Consider the following 18,870-nt stretch of genomic DNA (forward strand, 5'->3'; position numbering starts at 1 on the left):
CGGGCTCACCAGCTGTCGGTCTCCGGGAGTTTGGCCAAGCCGGCACCGACATCCAGCGGATCCGAATGCGCCAGTGGTGACACATGATCCAGCAGACACTCCCAAAGCTCGTCGCCGCGAGCGCCGGTAGCTCCGCAGACCAGAGCCGCAATCCCGGACACATGTGGGGCCGCCATGGAGGTGCCGCTGATCCTGCGGTACCGATCTTCGCCCAGCCATGCCGAATGCACCTCAACACCGGGGGCGGTGAGATTGACCTCACCCCCGGCGTGGGCGGAAGAGCGTGCGGAGAAGTCAGCGGTGCACAGGTCCGGGCCGACTGCTGCGACGGCCAGCACATGAGGACTGTTCGCCGGAGCGCCGACGAACCCCGGCACCCCTGCATTGCGCTGGGCGTTGTTTCCAGCCGCTGCGATGATCAGGGCTCCCTGCTCCATAGCTCTGCGCCCGGCTGCCACGTATGGCGGGTGGACTTCCCGAACATCGGCGCCGAGAGACATGGAAATGACGTGGCAGTCGTTCTGCAGTGCCCAGTCGATACCAGCGAGGATTGAGGTGTCGGATCCGGCGCCCTCATCGCCCAGGACCTTCCCCGCGTAGATCTCAGACCCCGGAGCTACCCCGTACCCTGGGCCGGAGTGAGGCTCCCACGGTCCGCAGGCGGTACCTGCACAGTGCGTCCCATGACCGTGGGCATCATGCGGATCCTCTTCTCGGACGAAGGACTGGGCCACCACTCCACGTGCGGAGAAGTCCGGGTGCGTGACGTCGAAACCAGTGTCCAGAACCGCCACCCGGACGCCCGTGCCGGATTGCCGGGCCACCATGGCGGAGTCGATCCCGATCGCCTGCAGCCCCCAAGTCAATTCAGCGGTGTCTTCGAACGGCGGCTCACCGGTGCCAGTTGAGGGAAGAAGCTCGGTAATCGCGTGGTAGGTCAGTTCCGGTGTAAATGTCATCGGGCGCCTCAGCTCGTGACAGCGTTCGCTGAGGCTCGCCAACTGCGCGCGCTGACCGTCGACCACGCCGATCCCCAATCGTGGGAAGTAAGTGTCAGTGGAGAATCCGTAGCTGGTCAGCAAGTCGGGAGCCTCCGCCTGCAGGATGCCGGCATCGGGCGTGTCGAATGTCACTACATACCGTGCCACGTATTGTCTTTCCTTCCCCCAAGTGTGTGGGTTCATTACCCCCTGAGGATAGAGCGGCACTCTCCACATTCACCGAGTGTGCGGAGTCAGACGGTGTGGTGATATTCACCCTGACCAGGACCGTGCCACATAATGGGGGACTGTGAATACTTCTGTGCCGAAAATCGGAGTGCTGGGTGATGGTCAGCTGGCACGCATGATGGCTCCGGCCGCCACCCAACTCGGGGTCGAGCTGCATCTGCTGGCCGGATCAGCTGAGGCCTCAGCCGCTCAAGTGATCTCCAAGACCACCATCGGCGACTTTCGCATTGCCAAGGACGTGCTGGAATTCGCGGAGGGCTTGGACGCCATCACCTTCGACCATGAGCACGTGCCCGAGGGTGTTCTCACAGCGTTGGTGGAATCGGGAGCAACCCTGAACCCCTCTCCGGAGGCACTGATCTACGCCCAGGACAAGCTGGCCATGCGCAGGGCGATGGACGAATTGGGCCTGCCCAATCCCCGCTGGACAGAGGTCCATACCACTGAGGATCTGGCCAGCTTCGGCAGCGCTGTCGGCTGGCCGGTGGTGCTGAAGACTCCCCGCGGCGGCTACGACGGAAAGGGCGTCATGGTGCTTGATGACCCTTCATCAGTGCACGCCCCGGCAGTCATCAGCTGGTTCGACCGCGCAGCGGAGGAACGCACCGGGCTGCTCGCTGAGCAGAAGATGCCCTTCACCAGGGAGCTCTCTGCCCAGGTGGCACGGCGAGCTTCTGGCGCTGCTGCAGCGTACCCGGTGGTCGCCTCGACCCAGACACATGGTGTCTGCGATGAGGTAGTCGCGCCGGCTCCCCGCACGTCTCCGAATCACCTAGCTGAGGCGGAGCGAATCGCCACCACTATCGCGGAGCGTCTCGGTGTCACCGGGATGCTCGCTGTGGAGCTTTTTGAGATCGCTGAGGACGACGGCGCTGCTGGTACACCGCCAGGTATCTATGTCAATGAACTTGCTATGCGTCCGCACAATTCCGGTCACTGGACCATCGATGGCTCTGTCACCAGCCAGTTCGAGCAGCATCTGCGCGCCGTCCTGGATCTGCCGCTCGGAGCGACCTCAGTCACTGGTGGGGCAGGCGGTTATGTGGTGATGAAGAACCTGCTCGGTGGCGCCAACCAAGACCTCCATTCGGCATTGCCGGCAGCGATGCGCCGTTCCGGCGCGTCTAAGATCCACCTTTACGGTAAGGAGCCCACTCCTGGGCGAAAGATCGGTCACGTGACGATGCTGACGCAGACCACCAGACGTGATGAGACCTATGAGGCTAGGCGTACACGGTTGGCGCGGGTCCGGCAGAGTGTTGCTGAGGTGGCACATATCCTCACCGAAGGAGAGGCACAGGCATGAGCGTCAGTTCCGAAGACCGCGAGCCGCAGGTCGGCATCGTGATGGGCTCGAACTCCGACTGGCCGGTAATGAAGGCGGCCGCCGAGACACTCAATGAGTTCGGCGTCACTTTCGAAGCCGACGTAGTCTCGGCACACCGGATGGCCGCTGAGATGATCGACTACGGCACGCAGGCTCACACCCGAGGCCTGCGGGTGTTGATCGCCGGGGCGGGTGGGGCAGCTCACCTGCCCGGGATGTTAGCCTCCGTCACGCCCCTGCCGGTGATCGGGGTCCCGGTGCCGCTAGCGCATTTCGACGGCCTGGACTCACTGCTGTCGATCGTGCAGATGCCCGCAGGAGTGCCGGTCGCCACTGTGTCGGTTGGCGGAGCTCGGAACGCGGGGTTGCTAGCGGTGCGCACACTTGCTTCCGGAACCGACACGCAGGCAGCCGCCCTGCGGGACAAACTCCAGACCTTTCAGGCCGATTTGGCCGCACAAGCTCACGCCAAGGGGGAAGCGCTGCGCAGCGAGGCAGCGCAGCTGGGCACCTTCCGGACGAGAAGTGGTCGCCTGACGTGATCACGCCAAGCATCACCTACCACCAGTTTCAGGACGGGAACGATGCCCTGCGCAACCCGCGCTCAGCCACCGAGCGAGAACGGACCAAACGGGCCTGTGTGTTGATCCTTCTGACACTGCTGGTGCCCGGCGGCGCCCAGGTCACGGTGGGATCCCGCAGGCTGGGTCGGGTCGCATTGGCCGTCACAGTGGGCTGCTGGTTCACTGCGCTGCTGGGTTTCGCAATGTATTTCACGATGAGGTCTGTGTTGCTTAGTGCACTGACCCAGCCATTCCTCATGTGGGCGGCGTCTGTCATTTTGGCTTTCCTGGCCGTGGGTTGGTTGGTTCTGTGGCTGGACACCTTCCGATTGATTCGCTTCGGTCAGCTGCCCCCAGGTTCCAAGCCGATCCTGGCGGTGGTCATGGTGGCACTGATGGTGCTGACCTCGGGCGGCCTGGGATACGCGGCATATATCCTCAATGAGGGCCGCCAGGCTTTGGCCGGGATCTTCAGTGCCGGCCCTGCGATTTCCGCCGATGAAGGCCGGTACAACTTTCTGCTGATCGGCGCTGACGCGGGTGAGGGTCGCCAAGGCCTGCGTCCAGATTCAATCCACGTGGTTTCGGTCAATCAGTCCTCGGCTGAGACCATCATCTTCTCCATCCCCCGGAATTTCCAGAATGCCCAGTTCAGTGAGGACTCTCCGATGCAGGAGGTTTACCCCAACGGGTACAACTGCGGCAATGAGTGCATTATCAACTTCCTCTACACAGAGGTGCACAACTCTTACAGCCACCTCTATCCAGAAGCTGAGGATCCGGGTGTGGAAGCCATGATAGATGCTGCGTCCGGGACTCTCGATCTGCGCATGCACGGTTACGTCATGGTGGACATGGACGGTTTCTCCGAGCTCATCGACGCCATGGGCGGGATCACGGTGGAGTCAGGCGGTTGGGTTCCGTACCGAGGACGTCACCCGGAAACTAACGAGTGGGGCGACCGGTGGTTCGAGCCAGGTACCTTGGAACTCGACGGGGACGACGCTCTCTCCTTCGCCCGATCCCGCGACTTCAGTCACGACTATGCGCGCATCGAACGTCAGCAGTGCGTCCAACAGGCTATGATCGGGCAGTTCTCCCCCCAGACTCTGCTGACGCGCTTTACGGAGATGATGGCCGCAGGGGAAAATCTTGTCGATACGAACCTGCCGCAGTCGCAATTGGGCAGCCTGCTCGACCTCGCAGCAGATGCGCAGGAGCATGAGCCGCAGCGTCTGACCCTCGGCGCCCCTGACTTCGGACGTTCCGGCGACCTCTTCTCCACGTATCCCGACTTCGACCAGATCCATTCACGGGTAGATGAGCTCATCGCCCGCGAAGGCGAAGGTGAGGACGATGATGCGAGCGAGGACGACGCCGACCAGCAAGAGGAGACAGTGCCTGAACCTGAAACTGACTCCGAAGAAGAGCAGGAAACTCCTGAGGAGGATGCCCCTGAGGAGGAGACTCAACCCCCCGGGCCCACTCCTGACCACAGCGACGAGGCCGTGGCTGACGACGAACCCGAAGAGGAAGCTGAGCCAGAACCATCGGAGGTGACACAGCCGGACGGATCACCGCTCACCGAGCTGTACCTCATTGAAGCCCAGCAGCGTGGCGAGGTGGGTCTGCTCGAACGTGCTGCCAACGGCAACGGTGATTGCAGCCCCGCCGATTGAGACAGCGCCTCCCCAGATGAACACATTGCCGTCTGCGACCTTCACCACACCTGGACCATTTCCCGGCCCAGGCGTCGCCTGCCCCCAGGAAGCCGCTGATAGAGTCTCAGCGGTGTTCAGAATGACAAACCCCGTCCGGCATTATGAGTGGGGTTCAAGAACGGCGGTCAGTGACCTCTTCGGTTGGGTTCCTTCGGCGAGTCCGCAGGCTGAGATCTGGATGGGCTCCCACCCGACTGACCCGTCACATCTCGAGACCGGTGAGGCGCTCACCGACGTACCCTTCATGGTCAAAGTACTGTCCGTGGACACGCCGCTGTCCATCCAAGCTCACCCCGCACTCGAGCAGGCGCAGTCCGGCTTCGCGGCTGAGCAGGCGGCCCAGATCCCGCCGAATGCCCCAGAGCGGAGCTACCGGGACCCCCAACACAAGCCTGAGCTAGTTTTCGCGCTGACCGAGTTCGCTGCACTCTCGGGATTCGATGACTCAGATGCCGTCGCCGGACGCCTGACACAAGCACAGCGGCTCATTGCGGAGGGGGACCTCGCCATTGCGGTGGAGGGACTGTCGCTGGAGATCCTGCGCGGGGATTACGGTGCTGCCGTCCGCATGGCGTTGGAGGACCGGACGGGGTTGCTGAGCGTCGCTGCGGAGGAACTGGCCATGAGGGCCACTTCAGTCCTGGAGCCTGCACTGGCCGATACGCTGAGCCGGATAACGTCGCACTTCCCCGGAGACCCCAGCATCTTTGTGGCTCTGATGCTGCATCGGGTGGACCTCGCCCCAGGCCAAGCTATGTACGTGGCACCGGGGACGCTGCACACCTACCTCCACGGCGTCGCAGTGGAGGTGCAGACCTGTTCAGACAACGTGCTGCGCGGTGGGCTCACATCCAAGCGCGTCGACGTGTCCGGCCTACTCAAGATCCTCAACGCCTCCCCGACGGACCCGCAGCTGCTCGAGCCCCTGGTCCTAGCCCCAGGTGCCGACCGGTACGTGACCGAAGCTGAGGAATTTCAGCTGACCCACATAGACTTCCCAGCCGTCGGGCCGCAATACCGCACTGACAACGCCGGACCGATGATCGTGCTCTGCACCTCGGGAAGCGTCAGAGCAGGCACAGCGGTGCTGTGTCCGGGGGACTCGGTCTACATCCCCGTCGGATCCACTGAGGTATTCAGCTCCGAGGGCGCCCAGTTACTCATTGCCCAACCTCGAGACGTCCGCGCTCGCTCACTGGGTGCGCCGAAGGCAGTGGGCTGATGGGCGAAGTCTTGGATAGGGGGCTGCGCCTCTTTCAAGCCCTCTGGCGGGAACTGGCGAAGTTCGGAGTGGTGGGAGCGGGTGCATTTCTCATCGACTCCGCCATATTCCTGTGGCTCATCACCGGCCCCATGGACGAATCCCACGTCAAGGCCAAGGCCATTGCAGTGGCCGTCGCGACCATCTTCGCGTGGCTCGGCAACCGTTACTGGACCTTCAGGCGTCAGCGCACGCGAACCCGTGTACGTGAATTGGCGATGTTTGTCCTCATGAATCTCATCGGCCTTCTCATCATGTCGGGTTGTGTGGCATTCAGCTTCTACATTCTGGGTCTGCGCAGTGAGCTGGCCTCTTTCGTCTCTGGCTCCATCATCGGTATGGGGATGGCCATGTGCTTCCGGTTCGTAGCCTACAAGCTCTGGGTGTTCACGGGCAGCGCTGAGGGCGAGACCGCATTGGCAGCGGCACATGCGCCTCCCTACACCGATCAGATGCCGCAGGTTAGGGACTCTGCAGACTGATCCCCTCATTCCGCAGCATCCGGTCCCAGCTCTCCCCGCCCTCAGGTCCGTGAAAAAGCACGACGACGCCTCCAGCCGCCCAGGTGCCAAGCATCTGGGTGAAGCTCTCCGAGCCCCACTGCCTGAGCAACAGCGCTTGGTTCGTTGAACGACTAGTCAGAGGCGGCAAGGCCGCTGCAGGCAGGGGAGTCAGCAGGTGGTCGGGGTATTGGCGGGCCTCCGCTGACACGTCGGTGACCCAGGCGGGAATCTCCTGACCTGTTGCCTCGTGAAATGAGTCGTCCAGCATTCCGAGGGAGACAGCAGCGAGCTCCGCGTCTGCCAAGCCGTCCCCGGCAACCCACGCCATGGGTCGGTCCGAAGCGACCAGGACCTGCGCCGTTTGTGTCTTGTCGGGATCCCCTCCGGCGAGATGGACATCTGCTCCCAGTGCACCGGCTGCGAGGGCAAGTGCCGCTGCCTTCCAGTGCGGGACCATGTCGATCAGCACCGCCTCCCCAGCAGAGAGATCATGCTCATCCGCGAGCAGCCCGATGAGCTTGGTCGCCCAATTGGCCAGAACTCTCCCCGACAGTTCGATCCGCGCCGTCGGATCATCGGGTGCCGCACTCCCGTCGTAGTAGATCAGAGCAGGTTGGGGGCGGGCAGCCAAGAGTTCGACGAGCTCGGCAAACTCCACAGGGTCCTTGCCCGAGGAATCTCCCAGTGTCAGTGGGCACATGATTGATCGTCCTCCTGCTTGCTGCTGTCTTCAGCGGTGCCCCGAGGGGCGCGGCACGCCGGTCCGGTGCGACTCGCCGAGGGCACTTGACGAATGTTTACTCACACCAGTGTAATTAGGGACGAGACAAGGACCGTTACGAGTGTATAAGCGCAAGGAAGAGCCGGGGGAGGCCCACAGTATGGGGAAGCCGCAGCGGCTGAGTGAAATCGGCCCCGAGCAGGACCAGAGATCTGTCCGTAGGAGCGGAATCGACGTACCACCTGACTGGTTCGTCGATCCGGCGGACCCATCAGCAGCAGAACAGTTCCAGCACGGTTCCGCGTTGGAGGACCGGGCCACTGCTTTCCTTGCTGAGGCTGAGGCTGCAGAAGCCGAAAAGCACAGTACGGTGACGGCTCTGAGTGAGGCGCCTTCCCGCCGCACTCAGACAAGTCCTGGAACGGGTGCGGATGACGCGGCTGATTCAGTCTGGCTGGGCATTCCCATGCTGGTACCGACGGAACAGGTTGAGGGAGAATTGGCCTGGCAAGTCGATGCGCTCTGCGCACAGACTGATCCGGAGGCATTCTTTCCAGAAAAGGGCGGTTCCACTCGCGATGCCAAGAAAGTGTGTGGCGCCTGTCACGTCAAGCAGGACTGCCTAGACTACGCCCTGGCAAACGACGAACGGTTCGGCATCTGGGGTGGGCTTTCCGAGCGTGAACGTCGGAAGTTGAAGAGACGAGCACGCTGACGTGAGGCCGACTGCTCCCATGGGGGCCGGTAGGTGAGTGGTCCCGCTGCCCGCCTCCACATCGCCGCCGTCGTACTTCATGACGGCGGCGGTTTTGCGTCCCCGCAGTGGGACGCCCATGGTCGGGCGCTGAACACCGCTGCAGGTTTGGAGTGGCAGACCCGACAGCCCGACAGTGTCATTGAACTCAGTTCTGCTACCTACACGGGGCCTCAGGATCTGTCTCGCTCCCTGCATTCGGGACTGATCCGCGACCGCCGTCAGGCCAAGCAGACACTCTCCAGCGGCCCCGGGGGAGTGAAGTCTACGCCGCTGTGGAGGACTTTGGAGCGGCAGCTCGGAAACGGGTTCGCTCCGCAGTTCCAGTGGTTGTGGATTCTTTCGGCGGACACCGTGGCGGAGCCGACAGCACTGGAGCAACTCGAAGAGCGGATCTTCACGGTCAAAGATGAAGAAACTCATCGGACCGTTGAAGTCGTAGGAGCCAAACAGTGGGTCGCAGGCATTGAAGAGCCGCGTCTGCTCAGTGCGGGACTCTGGGTGACCCGCTCCGGTGAAGTCAGTAGTCTTACCGAACCCAAAGAGCTGGACCAGGGGCAATATGACGGACGGGACGAGGTGCCCGGTGTCTCCGCTCATGGCATGCTCGTGCGAGCCAGTCTCTTCGGAGATCTAGGTGGCTACAGCCCGGAGTTGGATGACGACTACGCGGCTGCTGAGTTCTGTGCGCGAGCGCGCGAGGTGGGCGCTCGCACGGTGCTGGAGTCCGGCGCGGCAGTGCGCCGACCGGCACCGCCACAGGGCGCGATGGTCCATCGGTTGGGCGGCAGCCTGCTGCTCTCCCACGCTGAGCGCTCAAGCCAGGTGCGCCTGCGACTAAGCCGTGCTCACCTGACTGCGCTGCCGTTTGTCTGGCTGGGACTCTGGTTCGCCGCAGCGGCACGCTTAGTCGCGCTGTTAGTGTGCAAGGCACCTGATGCAGGGCTGTCACAGTTCGGCAGCTCGGCAAGTGCGTTGGTGAATGTGGCCGCCATCTGGAGACTCCGTCGGCACCGCGCTGCAGGACGGAAGGCAGCTTTGTCACGGCCGGAAAGAGCGGGCGAGTCACCCCAACAAGTGTTGCGGACCGGCAATCAGGCTGTCCGCGAGGCTCGACTCAGCGGCACCACTCTGCGTGATCAGCGACGTCGGGACACCACTGCCGAGACGGTAGGTGTCACAGGTCAGCGTACGGCGCCGGTCTCGGCAGCACCGGGGGATGAGGACGCGCTCCTGGAGGTCGGCGAAGGTGACGGTGAGTTCGACCAACTGCCCACGCGGGGGTCGGGAGACCGACTGGGGCTATTCTTGCTCCTGACTGTACTGACCGGAATCTCACTGGTGGGGTTCCGAGACTTGCTGACAGCCGGCGCCCTCGGCGGAGGTGCCGCAGCGCCTGCCTCCTCGTCCCTGAACGAGATCTGGAATCACACGCTCTCCTTTTTGGTCGCCGATTCCTTAGGGGAACGCGCCGCCGCAGACCCTTTCAACCTCGTCCTACTCATCTTCTCCGCGGTGAGCCTTGGCCACGCGTCGATGGTGCTGCTGTGGATAGTTATCCTGGCGGCACCGCTGAGTGCCCTCACCGCATGGTGGGCGGCGAGCCTTTGGAGCTCAGCATCCATGCACCGCGTAATCACAGCCCTGATCTGGGCGCTCCTCCCGGCGCTCCAGGCGGCTTCCGGTCAGGGGCGTGTAGGCGCCGTCATCGCGCACATCCTGCTGCCAGTGCTCGTGCTGGTCTCGGTCCGCGCCGTGCGCCTCCACAGCCAGCGGCGTGACCATCCGGGCGGGATCGCTGCTCTGCGGCTCACAGCGGGGTGGGAGACGGCCGCCGCGGCTGCCCTGCTCATGGCGGGGGTCACCGCCGCTGCGCCGGTTCTCTTAGTGCCGGCGGTGCTGAGCTGCGTGACGGCCGCCCTGCTGCTGGGGCGTCAAGGGCGCGTCCTGTGGATGCTGCCGATCCCCGCCCTGGCGATCTTCCTGCCCATGCTGATGTCCACTGTTGATCGCGGTTCCAGCCTTGTTGCGGCGCTGATCACTGAGCCCGGGCGCAACCTGCCCACGACCGAGGCGGGAGTATCGGCTCCGATCTGGCAGCAGCTGCTGGGCTTTTCCCAGGCCTTCGACCCTGCAGCCGGGTTGCCGGGTGCTGCCAACACCGAGCGTCTCGGGTGGTTGCCGGGGGCACTTGACGCCGATTTTTGGGCTTTGCGCCTGGCACTTCTGATCGGCGCGCCGCTGGTCGTGATCGCAGTGCTGGCAATGCTGGCTGCGGGCCGCCGACTTCTGATGATGACTTGCGGCCTCATAGCTCTCGGCCTGGTGGGGTACTCCGCTCTGGTGAGCCGGCTGGCCGCCGGGACCGCGGGTGGCGAAGTCCTCGGAGGTCACATCGGCCCCATGGTCTCGGCGCTGGCGCTTTGCCTGATTGCTGCTGCCATCGGTGGGCTCCAGGGCGGGCCTGGTTCGCACGCCGTCCTCGGAGGCATCTTCACCCCGGTGGCCTCCACCCTTCTTGTTCTGGCGATCTTCGCCTCCGGCGTCTTCTGGGCTGCGCCGCGGCTGATACCGACGGCCGAGCTGGCTGATAGGACAATTACTGCAGTCAACGAGCAGCAGGTCCTTATTGCGCCGGCTGCTGTCCGTACCCTTCCGGCCACGGCCGCAGACCTTGGGGCGGGACCAGCTGCCACCAGAACTCTGGTGCTGTCCTCCTCGCATGAGGGAGTGACCGCCCAGCTACGGTCTCGCAGCGGTGAGACATTGGACAAGCATCGCAGCGCTGCCGTGCAGGAGCAGCTTCCCCTCTGGGCCTTCGGTGCGCTGGCGGAACCTGGCACGAATGGAAGCGCTCCGGGGGAGCTCAGCAGTTCTCAACAGCGGCTCGGGGACCTCGTGGCAAGCGTCGTTGTGCCTGGTTCCGAGAACACTGCGGAGATCGCCTTCGAGCTGGGAATAGGCCATGTGTTGGTGAGCGAGGGAACAGCTCTGCGGGAGGCTGTCGATACGGCCAGCGGCCTGACGGCTGTCGGTGATACTGAATTTGGTGCCCTTTGGCGCATAGAGTCCGGACCCTCCGAGGAGCTTGCTGCACCGGCAGGCGTGGTCGGTGCGCCCACCGCCTGGGCTCGAATCGTCACAGCTGATGGGGAACCCGTGGCGCTGCTGCCCAGTGAGCATCATCGGCTTGCAGCCGATCTGTCCGCAGTCCTGCTCCCCGAAGGCGGTGCCCTCGAGCTGGACGATGGGACCGAATACCATGTGCAGATTGCCTCAGAACGCGCCGCCGGTTGGCAGGCCACCCTCGATGGGGAGAGGCTGCGGCCGGTGACAGCGTCCAGCCTGGGCGCCGAACCCGAGGAGGTCTCGTGGAGCCAGCAGTTCCACCTCCCAGAGAGTTTCGCCGAAGACCCTCGGGGGCACCTGGAACTGAGCCACAGTCCCCAGTTCCAGTACCCGATTCTCGTTTTCACGGGTGCCCTGCTCCTGATTTTTCTCCTCGTCGCACTGCCGCTGCCTCGAAGCTGGCGGATTCTTCCAGTGGTCTCTGACGACCGGCTCACGTTTCGCGGGGAGGGCCGCCCATGACCTCGAGAAAAGTGAGGAAGTACCTCAAGGCGCAGCAGAAGGCGCGGCGCCGCGCCCAGCGCGACCAGACCCGGGGCACGGACACTCAGGTGGCCAGCACTCCGAACGATCGCGTCGTGCGGGCTGCCCCGACAGTGGCAGTGCTGGCCGGCCTGGGCCTTATTGCAACTGTTGTCGGGTCAGCCGCCATGGAAATGACCGGTGAGACCCAGGAGCAACCGGTGGTGCTCGAACCGCATGCGGTGGCTGGTCCAGAGGTGGCAGAGACACTAACCTGTCCCTCTGTGCCCGGACGCCCGGAGACGTTGTCAGAGCAGGGAGTTCTTGAATACGAGGAGCGGGATGACTCCGCGGCTGCGAACACCACAGCTATGGTGTTCGCAGCTACTGACGGAAAATTTCCCGCTGTCGAATGGTTTGCGTTGGACGATCAAGGGCGGGGAGAGGCGGAGAACCTCATCTCCGAGGGAAACCGCGACGACGCGACCGAGGGCCCGTTGGCAGACAGGCCCTTCATCTCGGGTGAGTTCGAGACCGAGGAGGGCGTGCATCTGTTGGAAGTCGAGCCATTGCCCGGACGATCCCCCTCGCGAGCGGCAGTAGCCGCCGCCGCCTACTCCTACAGTGCAGATTCAGGCCCGGTCACGGGTCTGACTGCAGGAATGTGCGATGCTCCGGGCCGCAGCCAGTGGTTCTTAGGACCAGAGACGGGCGCGGGCGCGAATTCACTGCTCACCCTGGCGAATCCCCACAGTCGCGATGCCACCGCCGAGGTCAGGACCTATGATGCCGATGGTGATACCGGAATGTTGGGGTCCGCTACAGTGCTTATTCCGCAGAATTCGGTCCGAACGGTGAACGTGGCTGGCATTGCCGAGCCTGACTCCGAAATTGCCGTGCATGTGCAGGCAAGTGGCGCCCCGGTGGCTGGACACCTGCAATCCGCCAGTGCTGCGGGAGGGAGCGGACTCGGGGTGGAGGTGCTGACTGCCCTGCCGGGACCGCAACAGCAGCACATCGCGGTCGGGGTGCCTGCCGGGTCGGAAGAAGACCCGCAGTTATGGTTCTACGCCCCAGGGGATGAGAGCGTGACTGTGGAGCTGCAAGTCTTCGGTCCAGACGGTCAGGTGGAGACGGACACACCCGGCGTGTTCACCGTGGAGCCGGGAAGAGTCTCGGCACCAGGCCTCCACGGTCTCCCGTCCGGCACCTATGACATTGTCGTGAACTCCGACTTGCCCACCCTCGCAGCAGTGCGCAGTGCCGGGGATGGACAGCCGGTCACCGTCGAGGTGGACCCGGAGCCCGACCCGATTGCCGGCGAAGAAATCGAGGCTGAGAATCAGGAGCAGGAGAGAGACCCGATTGCAGATTTCAGCTGGTCAGCCGCAGCAGAACCGCTGAGTGCAGGTTCCGGCGCTGTGCTGCCCCGGGAGCACCGAACGGATCTTCGTTTCTTGGCGCCGTCGGAGGATCAGCAGGCACAGGTGACCTACCGGCTCCTAGACAGTGAGGGTGAACGCACTGACGATCTGGTCCTGGAGGTCCCCGCCGGCGCCTCAGCTGAGGTGACGTACGATGACCTCGTTGACCACTCGCAGGACGGGGGGCTGGCGGACCTTTCGGCCGTGATCATTACCGCTGGCGAGGGCGAAGTGTTCGGCGGCACTGTCACGCGTGATGAGGCCGGAGGTTTCACCTCAACTCCGATTGTTCCTATCAGTCCCAGTGCCCAGTATGTGCCATTGCGCGTGGAGCGCTAGGACACGGGTTGTTCGGAATTCCCGAAATCTCGGCGTCAGCTGGGTAGGCTCAGTGATCGTGGATTCCAAACGCCGTTGTACCAAACACAGTTGCGATGCTCCGGCTGCGGCGACCCTGACCTACTCCTACGCTGACTCAACTGTCGTCGTCGGTCCGATCAGTGTCTACGCCGAGCCGCACGCCTACGACCTCTGCGCCAGCCACGCTGATGCGGTTCGCGCTCCCCGCGGCTGGGAGCTGCTGCGTTTGGACTACTCCTCGCCTGAGGAGAGCGAAGATGACCTTCTGGCGTTAGCTGATGCCGTGCGGGAAACTCGCCGAGAGCCTGCGGCGAGGGTGCCCGGGCGGCAAGCACCGACGCCACTTTCTGCTCCCGAAGGAAGTTCCGGCGTCAGCCGCGGGCACCTCCGGCTTCTTCCCGACTGAGCCTGTCGGCCAAACTCCCTAAGCGCTGCCCCAGGGTGATTACGTCGGCAGATGACAGGTAGGGCAGTGCGATCAGTGCGGGCAGGTACCCTGGAGACCATGCCACGCACGTCTCTGATCGAGCCTTTGATAATGCAGCTTCTGCGATGCCCGGTCACTGGAAGTCCCCTGCGCCAGGAGGGCCAGGAGCTTGTCGCCGTCGGCGACACCAACCGACGATATCCGATTGATCAGGGCGTCCCTACTCTGCTGAAGGATCACAATTCATGAGCTTTGACTACAAGATCGCCGACATCTCACTTCACGAAGCAGGTCGGCACCAGATTCGACTTGCCGAGCACGAAATGCCGGGGTTGATGTCCCTGCGCGAGGAGTTTGCCGCGGAACAGCCGCTGCGAGGGGCCCGGATCGCCGGATCTTTGCATATGACTGTGCAGACTGCAGTGCTGATTGAAACGCTGGTGTCGTTGGGAGCGCAGGTTCGGTGGGCATCCTGCAACATCTTCTCTACTCAGGATGAGGCGGCAGCCGCTGTGGTCGTCGGCCCGAACGGAACACCCGAAGACCCGCAGGGCGTTCCGGTGTTCGCGTGGAAGAACGAGTCTCTTCGAGAATATTGGTGGACAGCTGCCCAGATCTTCGCCTGGCCTGGGGTGGACGAGGATCCCAGCGTGGGGGCCAACATGATTCTGGACGATGGTGGCGATGCGACTCTTCTGGTGCACAAGGGTGCAGAGTTTGAGGCCGCTGGCGGGGTCCCCTCCGTACAGGATGACGACCCTGAAGAGTACCGGATTATCTTGGACACCCTGCGTCGGAGCATCGAGGAGAATCCCCAGCGCTTCACCGGAATCGCCTCCACCATCATGGGTGTCACTGAGGAAACGACCACCGGGGTCAACCGCCTGTATCAGCTGGCTCGCGATGGAAGCCTCCTGTTCCCGGCCATCAACGTCAATGACTCAGTGACCAAGTCAAAGTTTGACAACAAGTACGGCGTCCGGCATTCGCTGCCTGATGGAATCATGCGCGCCACGGACGTGCTCCTCGGTGGCAAGACCGCCGTGGTGTGCGGATACGGAGACGTCGGGAAAGGCAGCGCTGACGCACTCCGCGGACAGGGCGCACGCGTGATCGTGACAGAGATTGATCCGATCAACGCCCTACAGGCGGCGATGGACGGTTATCAGGTGGCTCGGTTGGATGACGTCGTGGAGAAGGCTCACCTGTTCATTACGACGACTGGCGGCAAAGACCTCATCACCGCTGAACAGATGCAGCTGATGCGGGACAAGGCAATTGTGGGGAACGTTGGCCACTTCGACAACGAGATCGATATGGCGGGACTCGCCGCCATCCCTGGAATTCAGAAGATTGAGATCAAGCCTCAGGTCCATGAATGGGTCTTCCCCAACGGTACCTCCATCATCGTGCTCTCCGAGGGGCGCCTGCTGAACCTCGGTAATGCCACTGGTCACCCATCGTTCGTCATGAGCTCAAGCTTCGCCAATCAGACCATCGCCCAGATCGAGTTGTTCGCCAAGTCTCATAAGGGCTTCAGCGGAAGTGATGCCTACGCCTCCGAGGTCTACACACTTCCAAAGATCCTCGACGAGAAGGTTGCCCGGCTGCATCTTGATGCCCTGGGCGCTGAACTGACTGAGCTCACAAAGGATCAGGCGGAGTACTTGGGGATTGACGTGGCCGGCCCGTACAAACCCGACCACTACCGATACTGAACTACGTGTAAGGCAGCGTGTGCAGGCGCCGGTGCAGGCTCTCAGCTCGGTCCTGCTTCAGCCTCAGCCGTTGGTACTCCCGGTTTCTCCTCTCCGCCATGACGGCGGAGAGGAACTCTACGGATGAGGTTGTGGGTGGCGCCGGCGCCACGTAGGTGACGATGTCGGCGGCCAGCCGGTCGCTGACATCTGTCACGGCCGCCATGTCTACCTTGCGTCCACCCCCCTGCACCGTGCTCAGTAGGCGTGCTGCGCCAGCAGCAAGATCATCGGGAAGCCGCCCAATGTCCGCGATCTGTGCCCACGCAGCCATACTCGGCGGAACCGGAAGCATCATCGGCCGTACACTTAGGTGACGCACCCTGATGGCGTAGGTGCCAGCCATCACATCTCCCAGGCGTTTGCCTCGCTCGGTGAACACCCCGGTCAGCAGCGGAAGCAGGCCCAGCGTGAGATAGATCTCCGCAAAACCCGTCAAGCCACGGATCAGACAGTGCCGAAAACGGACCCCTCCGCCATCGTCACGTACTACCCGGATGCCAAATGCCAGCTTGCCCACTGACCGGCCGCGGCTGAGCGTCTCTACAGCGACTGGGGTGATGACCAGGAAGCCGACCACCGTTGTCAGAGTGAGCGCCGCAGCGGCTGCTTCACTGACCCCCAGTGTTGTCCCCGTCAAGCCCAGTGCTACAAGAGCCAGCGCCATGGCCGTCCAATAGACCACGAGGTCCAGCAGCAGTGAGGCGCCCCGCGTGATCACAGACACCGACGATAGTTCCAGGGCGACTGCTTCACCGGTGACCACGTGGCGCATGGGCCCAGCCTATAGTGTGGACCCCGTGGACATCGATGCATTTGTTGCCGTGCACCAGCCGCAATGGGACCGGTTGTACCGGCTCGCCTCAAAGCGGCGGCTGACGGCTGCAGAAGCTGACGAAATGCTCGTGCTCTATCAGCGGGCCTCGACCCATCTGTCGATGATTCAATCAGTTGCACCGGATTCACCTGTCGCTGCCAGCCTCTCCGCGGGGATTGGACGGGCGCGTTCTCAGCTGACCGGCGCCGGCGAGAACGCCTTCACCTCACTCGCCTATTTTTTCCTGCAGGGGCTGCCCGTGGCCTTTTACCGGCTGCGCTGGTTGACGCTGATCATCGCAGCAATATTCCTCGGACTCGGCGCCGCCTCAGGCTGGTGGGTCTACCAGCACCCACAGATTGACCTGATCATGCCTGAGGCGGCCCGGCAGTCCTATGCCGAAGAGGACTTCGTTAACTACTACGCAGAGCACCCTAGTTCAGCCTTCGCCTCCCAGGTGTGGACCAATAACGCCTGGATTGCCGCCCAATGCGTCGCCTTCGGAATCACTGGCGTCTGGCCAGCGTGGATACTTGGAGTCAACAGCGTCAATGTGGGAATTGCCGCAGGCGTGATGTATGAACAGGACGCGGCGGCTGACTTCTGGCTGAACATCTTGCCGCACGGGCTGATGGAGCTCACAGCCGTCTTCGTCGCCGCAGCCGCTGGCCTGCGAATCTTCTGGTCCTGGATTGCGCCCGGACAGAAGAAGAGACTGACTTCCATCGCGGAAGAAGCGCGAAGGCTGATCACTGTCGCTCTGGGTCTGTGCCTCGTGCTACTGGTCTCTGGCATTGTGGAGGGGTTCGTGACTCCCGCGCCGTGGCCGGACTGGCTGCGCATCGGCATCGGTGTCGCCGTATTGGCCGGTTACTGGGTCTACACCATCGTCCTTGGGTCCCGGGCGGCCGCGGCTGGGGTCACCGGTGACCTGGGGAGATACGACTCTGGAAACCACGAGCTCACGGCGTGAGGCCACAAAATTGCGCAACTTGCCGAGTCGGTTCCGGGACAGTGAAGGATCGTAGCTCTACTGTGTAGTCAGGCCAGTAATGCGTGGAGAGGCGAACAATGAGCCAGAACCCTGACGAACCTCGCGAAGAAACTTCGGAGGACAAGTCTTTCGAGTCCGGTCTGGACTACGGTGCCTTCGCCTCGGCGGAGCCAGACTTCCCTGAGGATCACCTTGGGGAGGAGTCCTCCCGGAAAGACAATGACAGCACACAGCCCTCATCGGAACCCGCTGCAGGGGTCCCAGCTCCTGCGGATCGGTCTAAGGATGACCGTGAAGCTCAGCCGACTGAGGTAGTGCCCCCAATGGGCCAACAGCAGACCGATACGCGCTCGCTCTCTGATGAGTCAGCTGCCGCGCCGTCGGCGACTTCTGCGGACAGAGTCGGTGGCACAGATAGCGCAACTACAGGAGCGCCAGCTGCAGCGGATGAGCAGCGCACCACGGCGCTGCCTCGCGAGCATTCACCCGCCCAGCGCACCGAATCACCAGCTGTCTCGACAGCCTCACCGGTGACGCCGCGGCATCAGCGCTCCCCTGACCAGCCCGCTGCGACGGTCCGCCGCGAGCAAACCGCGGTGCCGCCCAATGAGGATGAGCTGCAGGAAGAGGTGGAGAAGGACAAGAGGGGAGTCTCGAGGTTCTTCACAGTTCTGATCGCGATCTTCACACCGCTGTTGTTTGCGGTACTGGCCATTCGACTCGTGGCCAGCCCGATCTTCCTCATGTTCACCTACTGGCGACCAGGGTTTCCCTCGGACCCCGGCGGGTGGGATCTCCGTGAGCGCCTGCTCTACGGCTCCTACGGCACTGACTTCCTGCTCAACGGCGCCGACTCCCGGTACCTCGCGCAGCTCGCGCCCAATGGGGAACCCCTGTTCACTGATGATGAAGTGGCGCATATGGCAGATGTCAAGATTCTGCTGTGGTACGCCATGATTATCGGAGTGGGGCTGCTGCTGCTGACACTGTTGATGGCACTGCTGCTGCGTTCTTGGCGACCCGGAGGCCTTGCCCGCGGCGTCTTCGCCGGCGCCTGGGCCACTATCGGCCTGATGGTCGCTGTGGCCGTCCTGGCGATTGTGGACTGGCAACTGTTCTTCACCGAATTCCACAATCTGTTCTTCCCGCAGGGGAACTGGAGCTTCCCCTCAGACTCCACGCTGATCAGGCTCTACCCCGAACAGTTCTGGATTGACGCGGGAATCTGGTTGGCAGCACTGCTGCTCATCTTCAGCATCGTCGCGCTGCTGATCACGTGGCCCACTAAGCGTCGGCGTGCTCGCCGCGCTGAACGCTTAGCAGAAGTCCAGGAGCGCAAGCGCGCCAAGCTGGAGGATGAGCTGAACAAGGCGGCAGCTGACAGCTGAGTCTTCCGCAAGCCTCCGCCGGGCTGCCGCTCT

At 63.1% G+C, this 18,870-nt stretch carries 16 protein-coding genes; 13 read left to right on the forward strand and 3 right to left on the reverse strand.

Annotated elements, in window-relative coordinates; all coding sequences use genetic code 11:
- Nucleotides 1–5 precede the first annotated feature (5 nt).
- Nucleotides 6–1,148 carry a S8 family serine peptidase gene (locus D3250_RS08245; protein ID WP_225973225.1) on the reverse strand — a complete coding sequence of 381 codons (1,143 nt, stop codon included), beginning with the start codon at nt 1,146–1,148 and terminating at the stop codon, nt 6–8.
- 142 nt (nt 1,149–1,290) lie between these two features.
- Here D3250_RS08245 and D3250_RS08250 point away from each other — a divergent pair, with 142 nt between their 5' ends.
- The 5 genes from D3250_RS08250 (at nt 1,291) to D3250_RS08270 (ending at nt 6,583) form a co-directional block, all read left to right on the forward strand.
- Nucleotides 1,291–2,535, forward strand: coding sequence for a 5-(carboxyamino)imidazole ribonucleotide synthase (locus D3250_RS08250; protein ID WP_119902854.1), 1,245 nt, complete (start codon nt 1,291–1,293; stop codon nt 2,533–2,535).
- Nucleotides 2,532–3,098 (forward strand): 5-(carboxyamino)imidazole ribonucleotide mutase, encoded by a 567-nt coding sequence (gene purE / locus D3250_RS08255; RefSeq protein ID WP_119902855.1) that lies wholly within the window; start codon nt 2,532–2,534, stop codon nt 3,096–3,098. Before D3250_RS08250 ends, purE begins: the two co-directional genes overlap by 4 nt.
- The gene (locus D3250_RS08260) at nt 3,095–4,798 is read left to right on the forward strand and encodes an LCP family protein (protein WP_119902856.1); all 1,704 of its coding nucleotides are present in this window, start codon (nt 3,095–3,097) and stop codon (nt 4,796–4,798) included. Before purE ends, D3250_RS08260 begins: the two co-directional genes overlap by 4 nt.
- A gap of 121 nt (nt 4,799–4,919) precedes the next feature.
- Nucleotides 4,920–6,062 carry a mannose-6-phosphate isomerase, class I gene (gene manA / locus D3250_RS08265; RefSeq protein WP_225973251.1) on the forward strand — a complete coding sequence of 381 codons (1,143 nt, stop codon included), beginning with the start codon at nt 4,920–4,922 and terminating at the stop codon, nt 6,060–6,062.
- Entirely contained in the window at nt 6,062–6,583 is a 522-nt protein-coding gene (locus D3250_RS08270) for a GtrA family protein (protein WP_119902858.1), read from the forward strand. The genes manA and D3250_RS08270 overlap by 1 nt, the downstream gene beginning before the upstream one ends.
- Here the strand turns inward: D3250_RS08270 and D3250_RS08275 are convergent.
- Nucleotides 6,564–7,304 carry a TIGR03089 family protein gene (locus D3250_RS08275; protein ID WP_119902859.1) on the reverse strand — a complete coding sequence of 247 codons (741 nt, stop codon included), beginning with the start codon at nt 7,302–7,304 and terminating at the stop codon, nt 6,564–6,566. The two genes, D3250_RS08270 and D3250_RS08275, sit on opposite strands and share 20 nt — an antisense overlap.
- Nucleotides 7,305–7,485: 181 nt before the next feature.
- Here D3250_RS08275 and D3250_RS12140 point away from each other — a divergent pair, with 181 nt between their 5' ends.
- The 6 genes from D3250_RS12140 (at nt 7,486) to ahcY (ending at nt 15,599) form a co-directional block, all read left to right on the forward strand.
- The gene (locus tag D3250_RS12140) at nt 7,486–8,040 is read left to right on the forward strand and encodes a WhiB family transcriptional regulator (RefSeq protein ID WP_119902860.1); all 555 of its coding nucleotides are present in this window, start codon (nt 7,486–7,488) and stop codon (nt 8,038–8,040) included.
- A 33-nt stretch (nt 8,041–8,073) separates the two neighbouring features.
- On the forward strand, nt 8,074–11,670 hold the full coding sequence (locus D3250_RS08285; protein ID WP_119902861.1) for a glycosyltransferase family 2 protein: 3,597 nt from the start codon (nt 8,074–8,076) through the stop codon (nt 11,668–11,670).
- Complete coding sequence (locus tag D3250_RS08290; protein WP_119902862.1) at nt 11,667–13,433, forward strand: DUF5719 family protein; 1,767 nt, start codon at nt 11,667–11,669, stop codon at nt 13,431–13,433. The genes D3250_RS08285 and D3250_RS08290 overlap by 4 nt, the downstream gene beginning before the upstream one ends.
- A 58-nt stretch (nt 13,434–13,491) precedes the next feature.
- Nucleotides 13,492–13,860, forward strand: coding sequence for a DUF3499 domain-containing protein (locus tag D3250_RS08295; RefSeq protein WP_192892580.1), 369 nt, complete (start codon nt 13,492–13,494; stop codon nt 13,858–13,860).
- Between the two features lie 99 nt (nt 13,861–13,959).
- Nucleotides 13,960–14,130 (forward strand): Trm112 family protein, encoded by a 171-nt coding sequence (locus tag D3250_RS11860; RefSeq protein WP_192892581.1) that lies wholly within the window; start codon nt 13,960–13,962, stop codon nt 14,128–14,130.
- On the forward strand, nt 14,127–15,599 hold the full coding sequence (gene ahcY / locus D3250_RS08305; RefSeq protein WP_119902865.1) for an adenosylhomocysteinase: 1,473 nt from the start codon (nt 14,127–14,129) through the stop codon (nt 15,597–15,599). Before D3250_RS11860 ends, ahcY begins: the two co-directional genes overlap by 4 nt.
- Nucleotide 15,600: 1 nt before the next feature.
- Here the strand turns inward: ahcY and D3250_RS08310 are convergent, their stop codons facing one another.
- Complete coding sequence (locus D3250_RS08310) at nt 15,601–16,413, reverse strand: RDD family protein (RefSeq protein ID WP_119902866.1); 813 nt, start codon at nt 16,411–16,413, stop codon at nt 15,601–15,603.
- A 25-nt stretch (nt 16,414–16,438) separates the two neighbouring features.
- On the opposite strand from D3250_RS08310, the gene D3250_RS08315 reads away from it, so the two are divergent.
- Nucleotides 16,439–17,428: a stage II sporulation protein M gene (locus D3250_RS08315; protein ID WP_192892582.1), complete on the forward strand. Its 990-nt coding sequence runs from the start codon at nt 16,439–16,441 to the stop codon at nt 17,426–17,428.
- A gap of 98 nt (nt 17,429–17,526) precedes the next feature.
- On the forward strand, nt 17,527–18,837 hold the full coding sequence (locus D3250_RS08320) for a DUF1461 domain-containing protein (RefSeq protein WP_119902867.1): 1,311 nt from the start codon (nt 17,527–17,529) through the stop codon (nt 18,835–18,837).
- The last annotated feature ends 33 nt before the right edge of the window (nt 18,838–18,870 follow it).

This window comes from Nesterenkonia natronophila (assembly GCF_003595215.1).
Taxonomy (GTDB): Bacteria; Actinomycetota; Actinomycetes; order Actinomycetales; family Micrococcaceae; genus Nesterenkonia; species Nesterenkonia natronophila.

Excerpts from the sequence above, each read along its gene's own strand:
- purE (WP_119902855.1), top strand. The coding sequence starts at position 2,532 with ATGAGCGTCAGTTCCGAAGACCGCGAGCCGCAGGTCGGCATCGTGATG.
- manA (WP_225973251.1), top strand. The coding sequence starts at position 4,920 with ATGACAAACCCCGTCCGGCATTATGAGTGGGGTTCAAGAACGGCGGTC.
- D3250_RS08270 (WP_119902858.1), top strand. The coding sequence starts at position 6,062 with ATGGGCGAAGTCTTGGATAGGGGGCTGCGCCTCTTTCAAGCCCTCTGG.
- D3250_RS08275 (WP_119902859.1), bottom strand. The coding sequence starts at position 7,304 with ATGTGCCCACTGACACTGGGAGATTCCTCGGGCAAGGACCCTGTGGAG.
- D3250_RS12140 (WP_119902860.1), top strand. The coding sequence starts at position 7,486 with ATGGGGAAGCCGCAGCGGCTGAGTGAAATCGGCCCCGAGCAGGACCAG.
- D3250_RS08290 (WP_119902862.1), top strand. The coding sequence starts at position 11,667 with ATGACCTCGAGAAAAGTGAGGAAGTACCTCAAGGCGCAGCAGAAGGCG.
- D3250_RS11860 (WP_192892581.1), top strand. The coding sequence starts at position 13,960 with ATGCCACGCACGTCTCTGATCGAGCCTTTGATAATGCAGCTTCTGCGA.
- ahcY (WP_119902865.1), top strand. The coding sequence starts at position 14,127 with ATGAGCTTTGACTACAAGATCGCCGACATCTCACTTCACGAAGCAGGT.
- D3250_RS08310 (WP_119902866.1), bottom strand. The coding sequence starts at position 16,413 with ATGCGCCACGTGGTCACCGGTGAAGCAGTCGCCCTGGAACTATCGTCG.
- D3250_RS08320 (WP_119902867.1), top strand. The coding sequence starts at position 17,527 with ATGAGCCAGAACCCTGACGAACCTCGCGAAGAAACTTCGGAGGACAAG.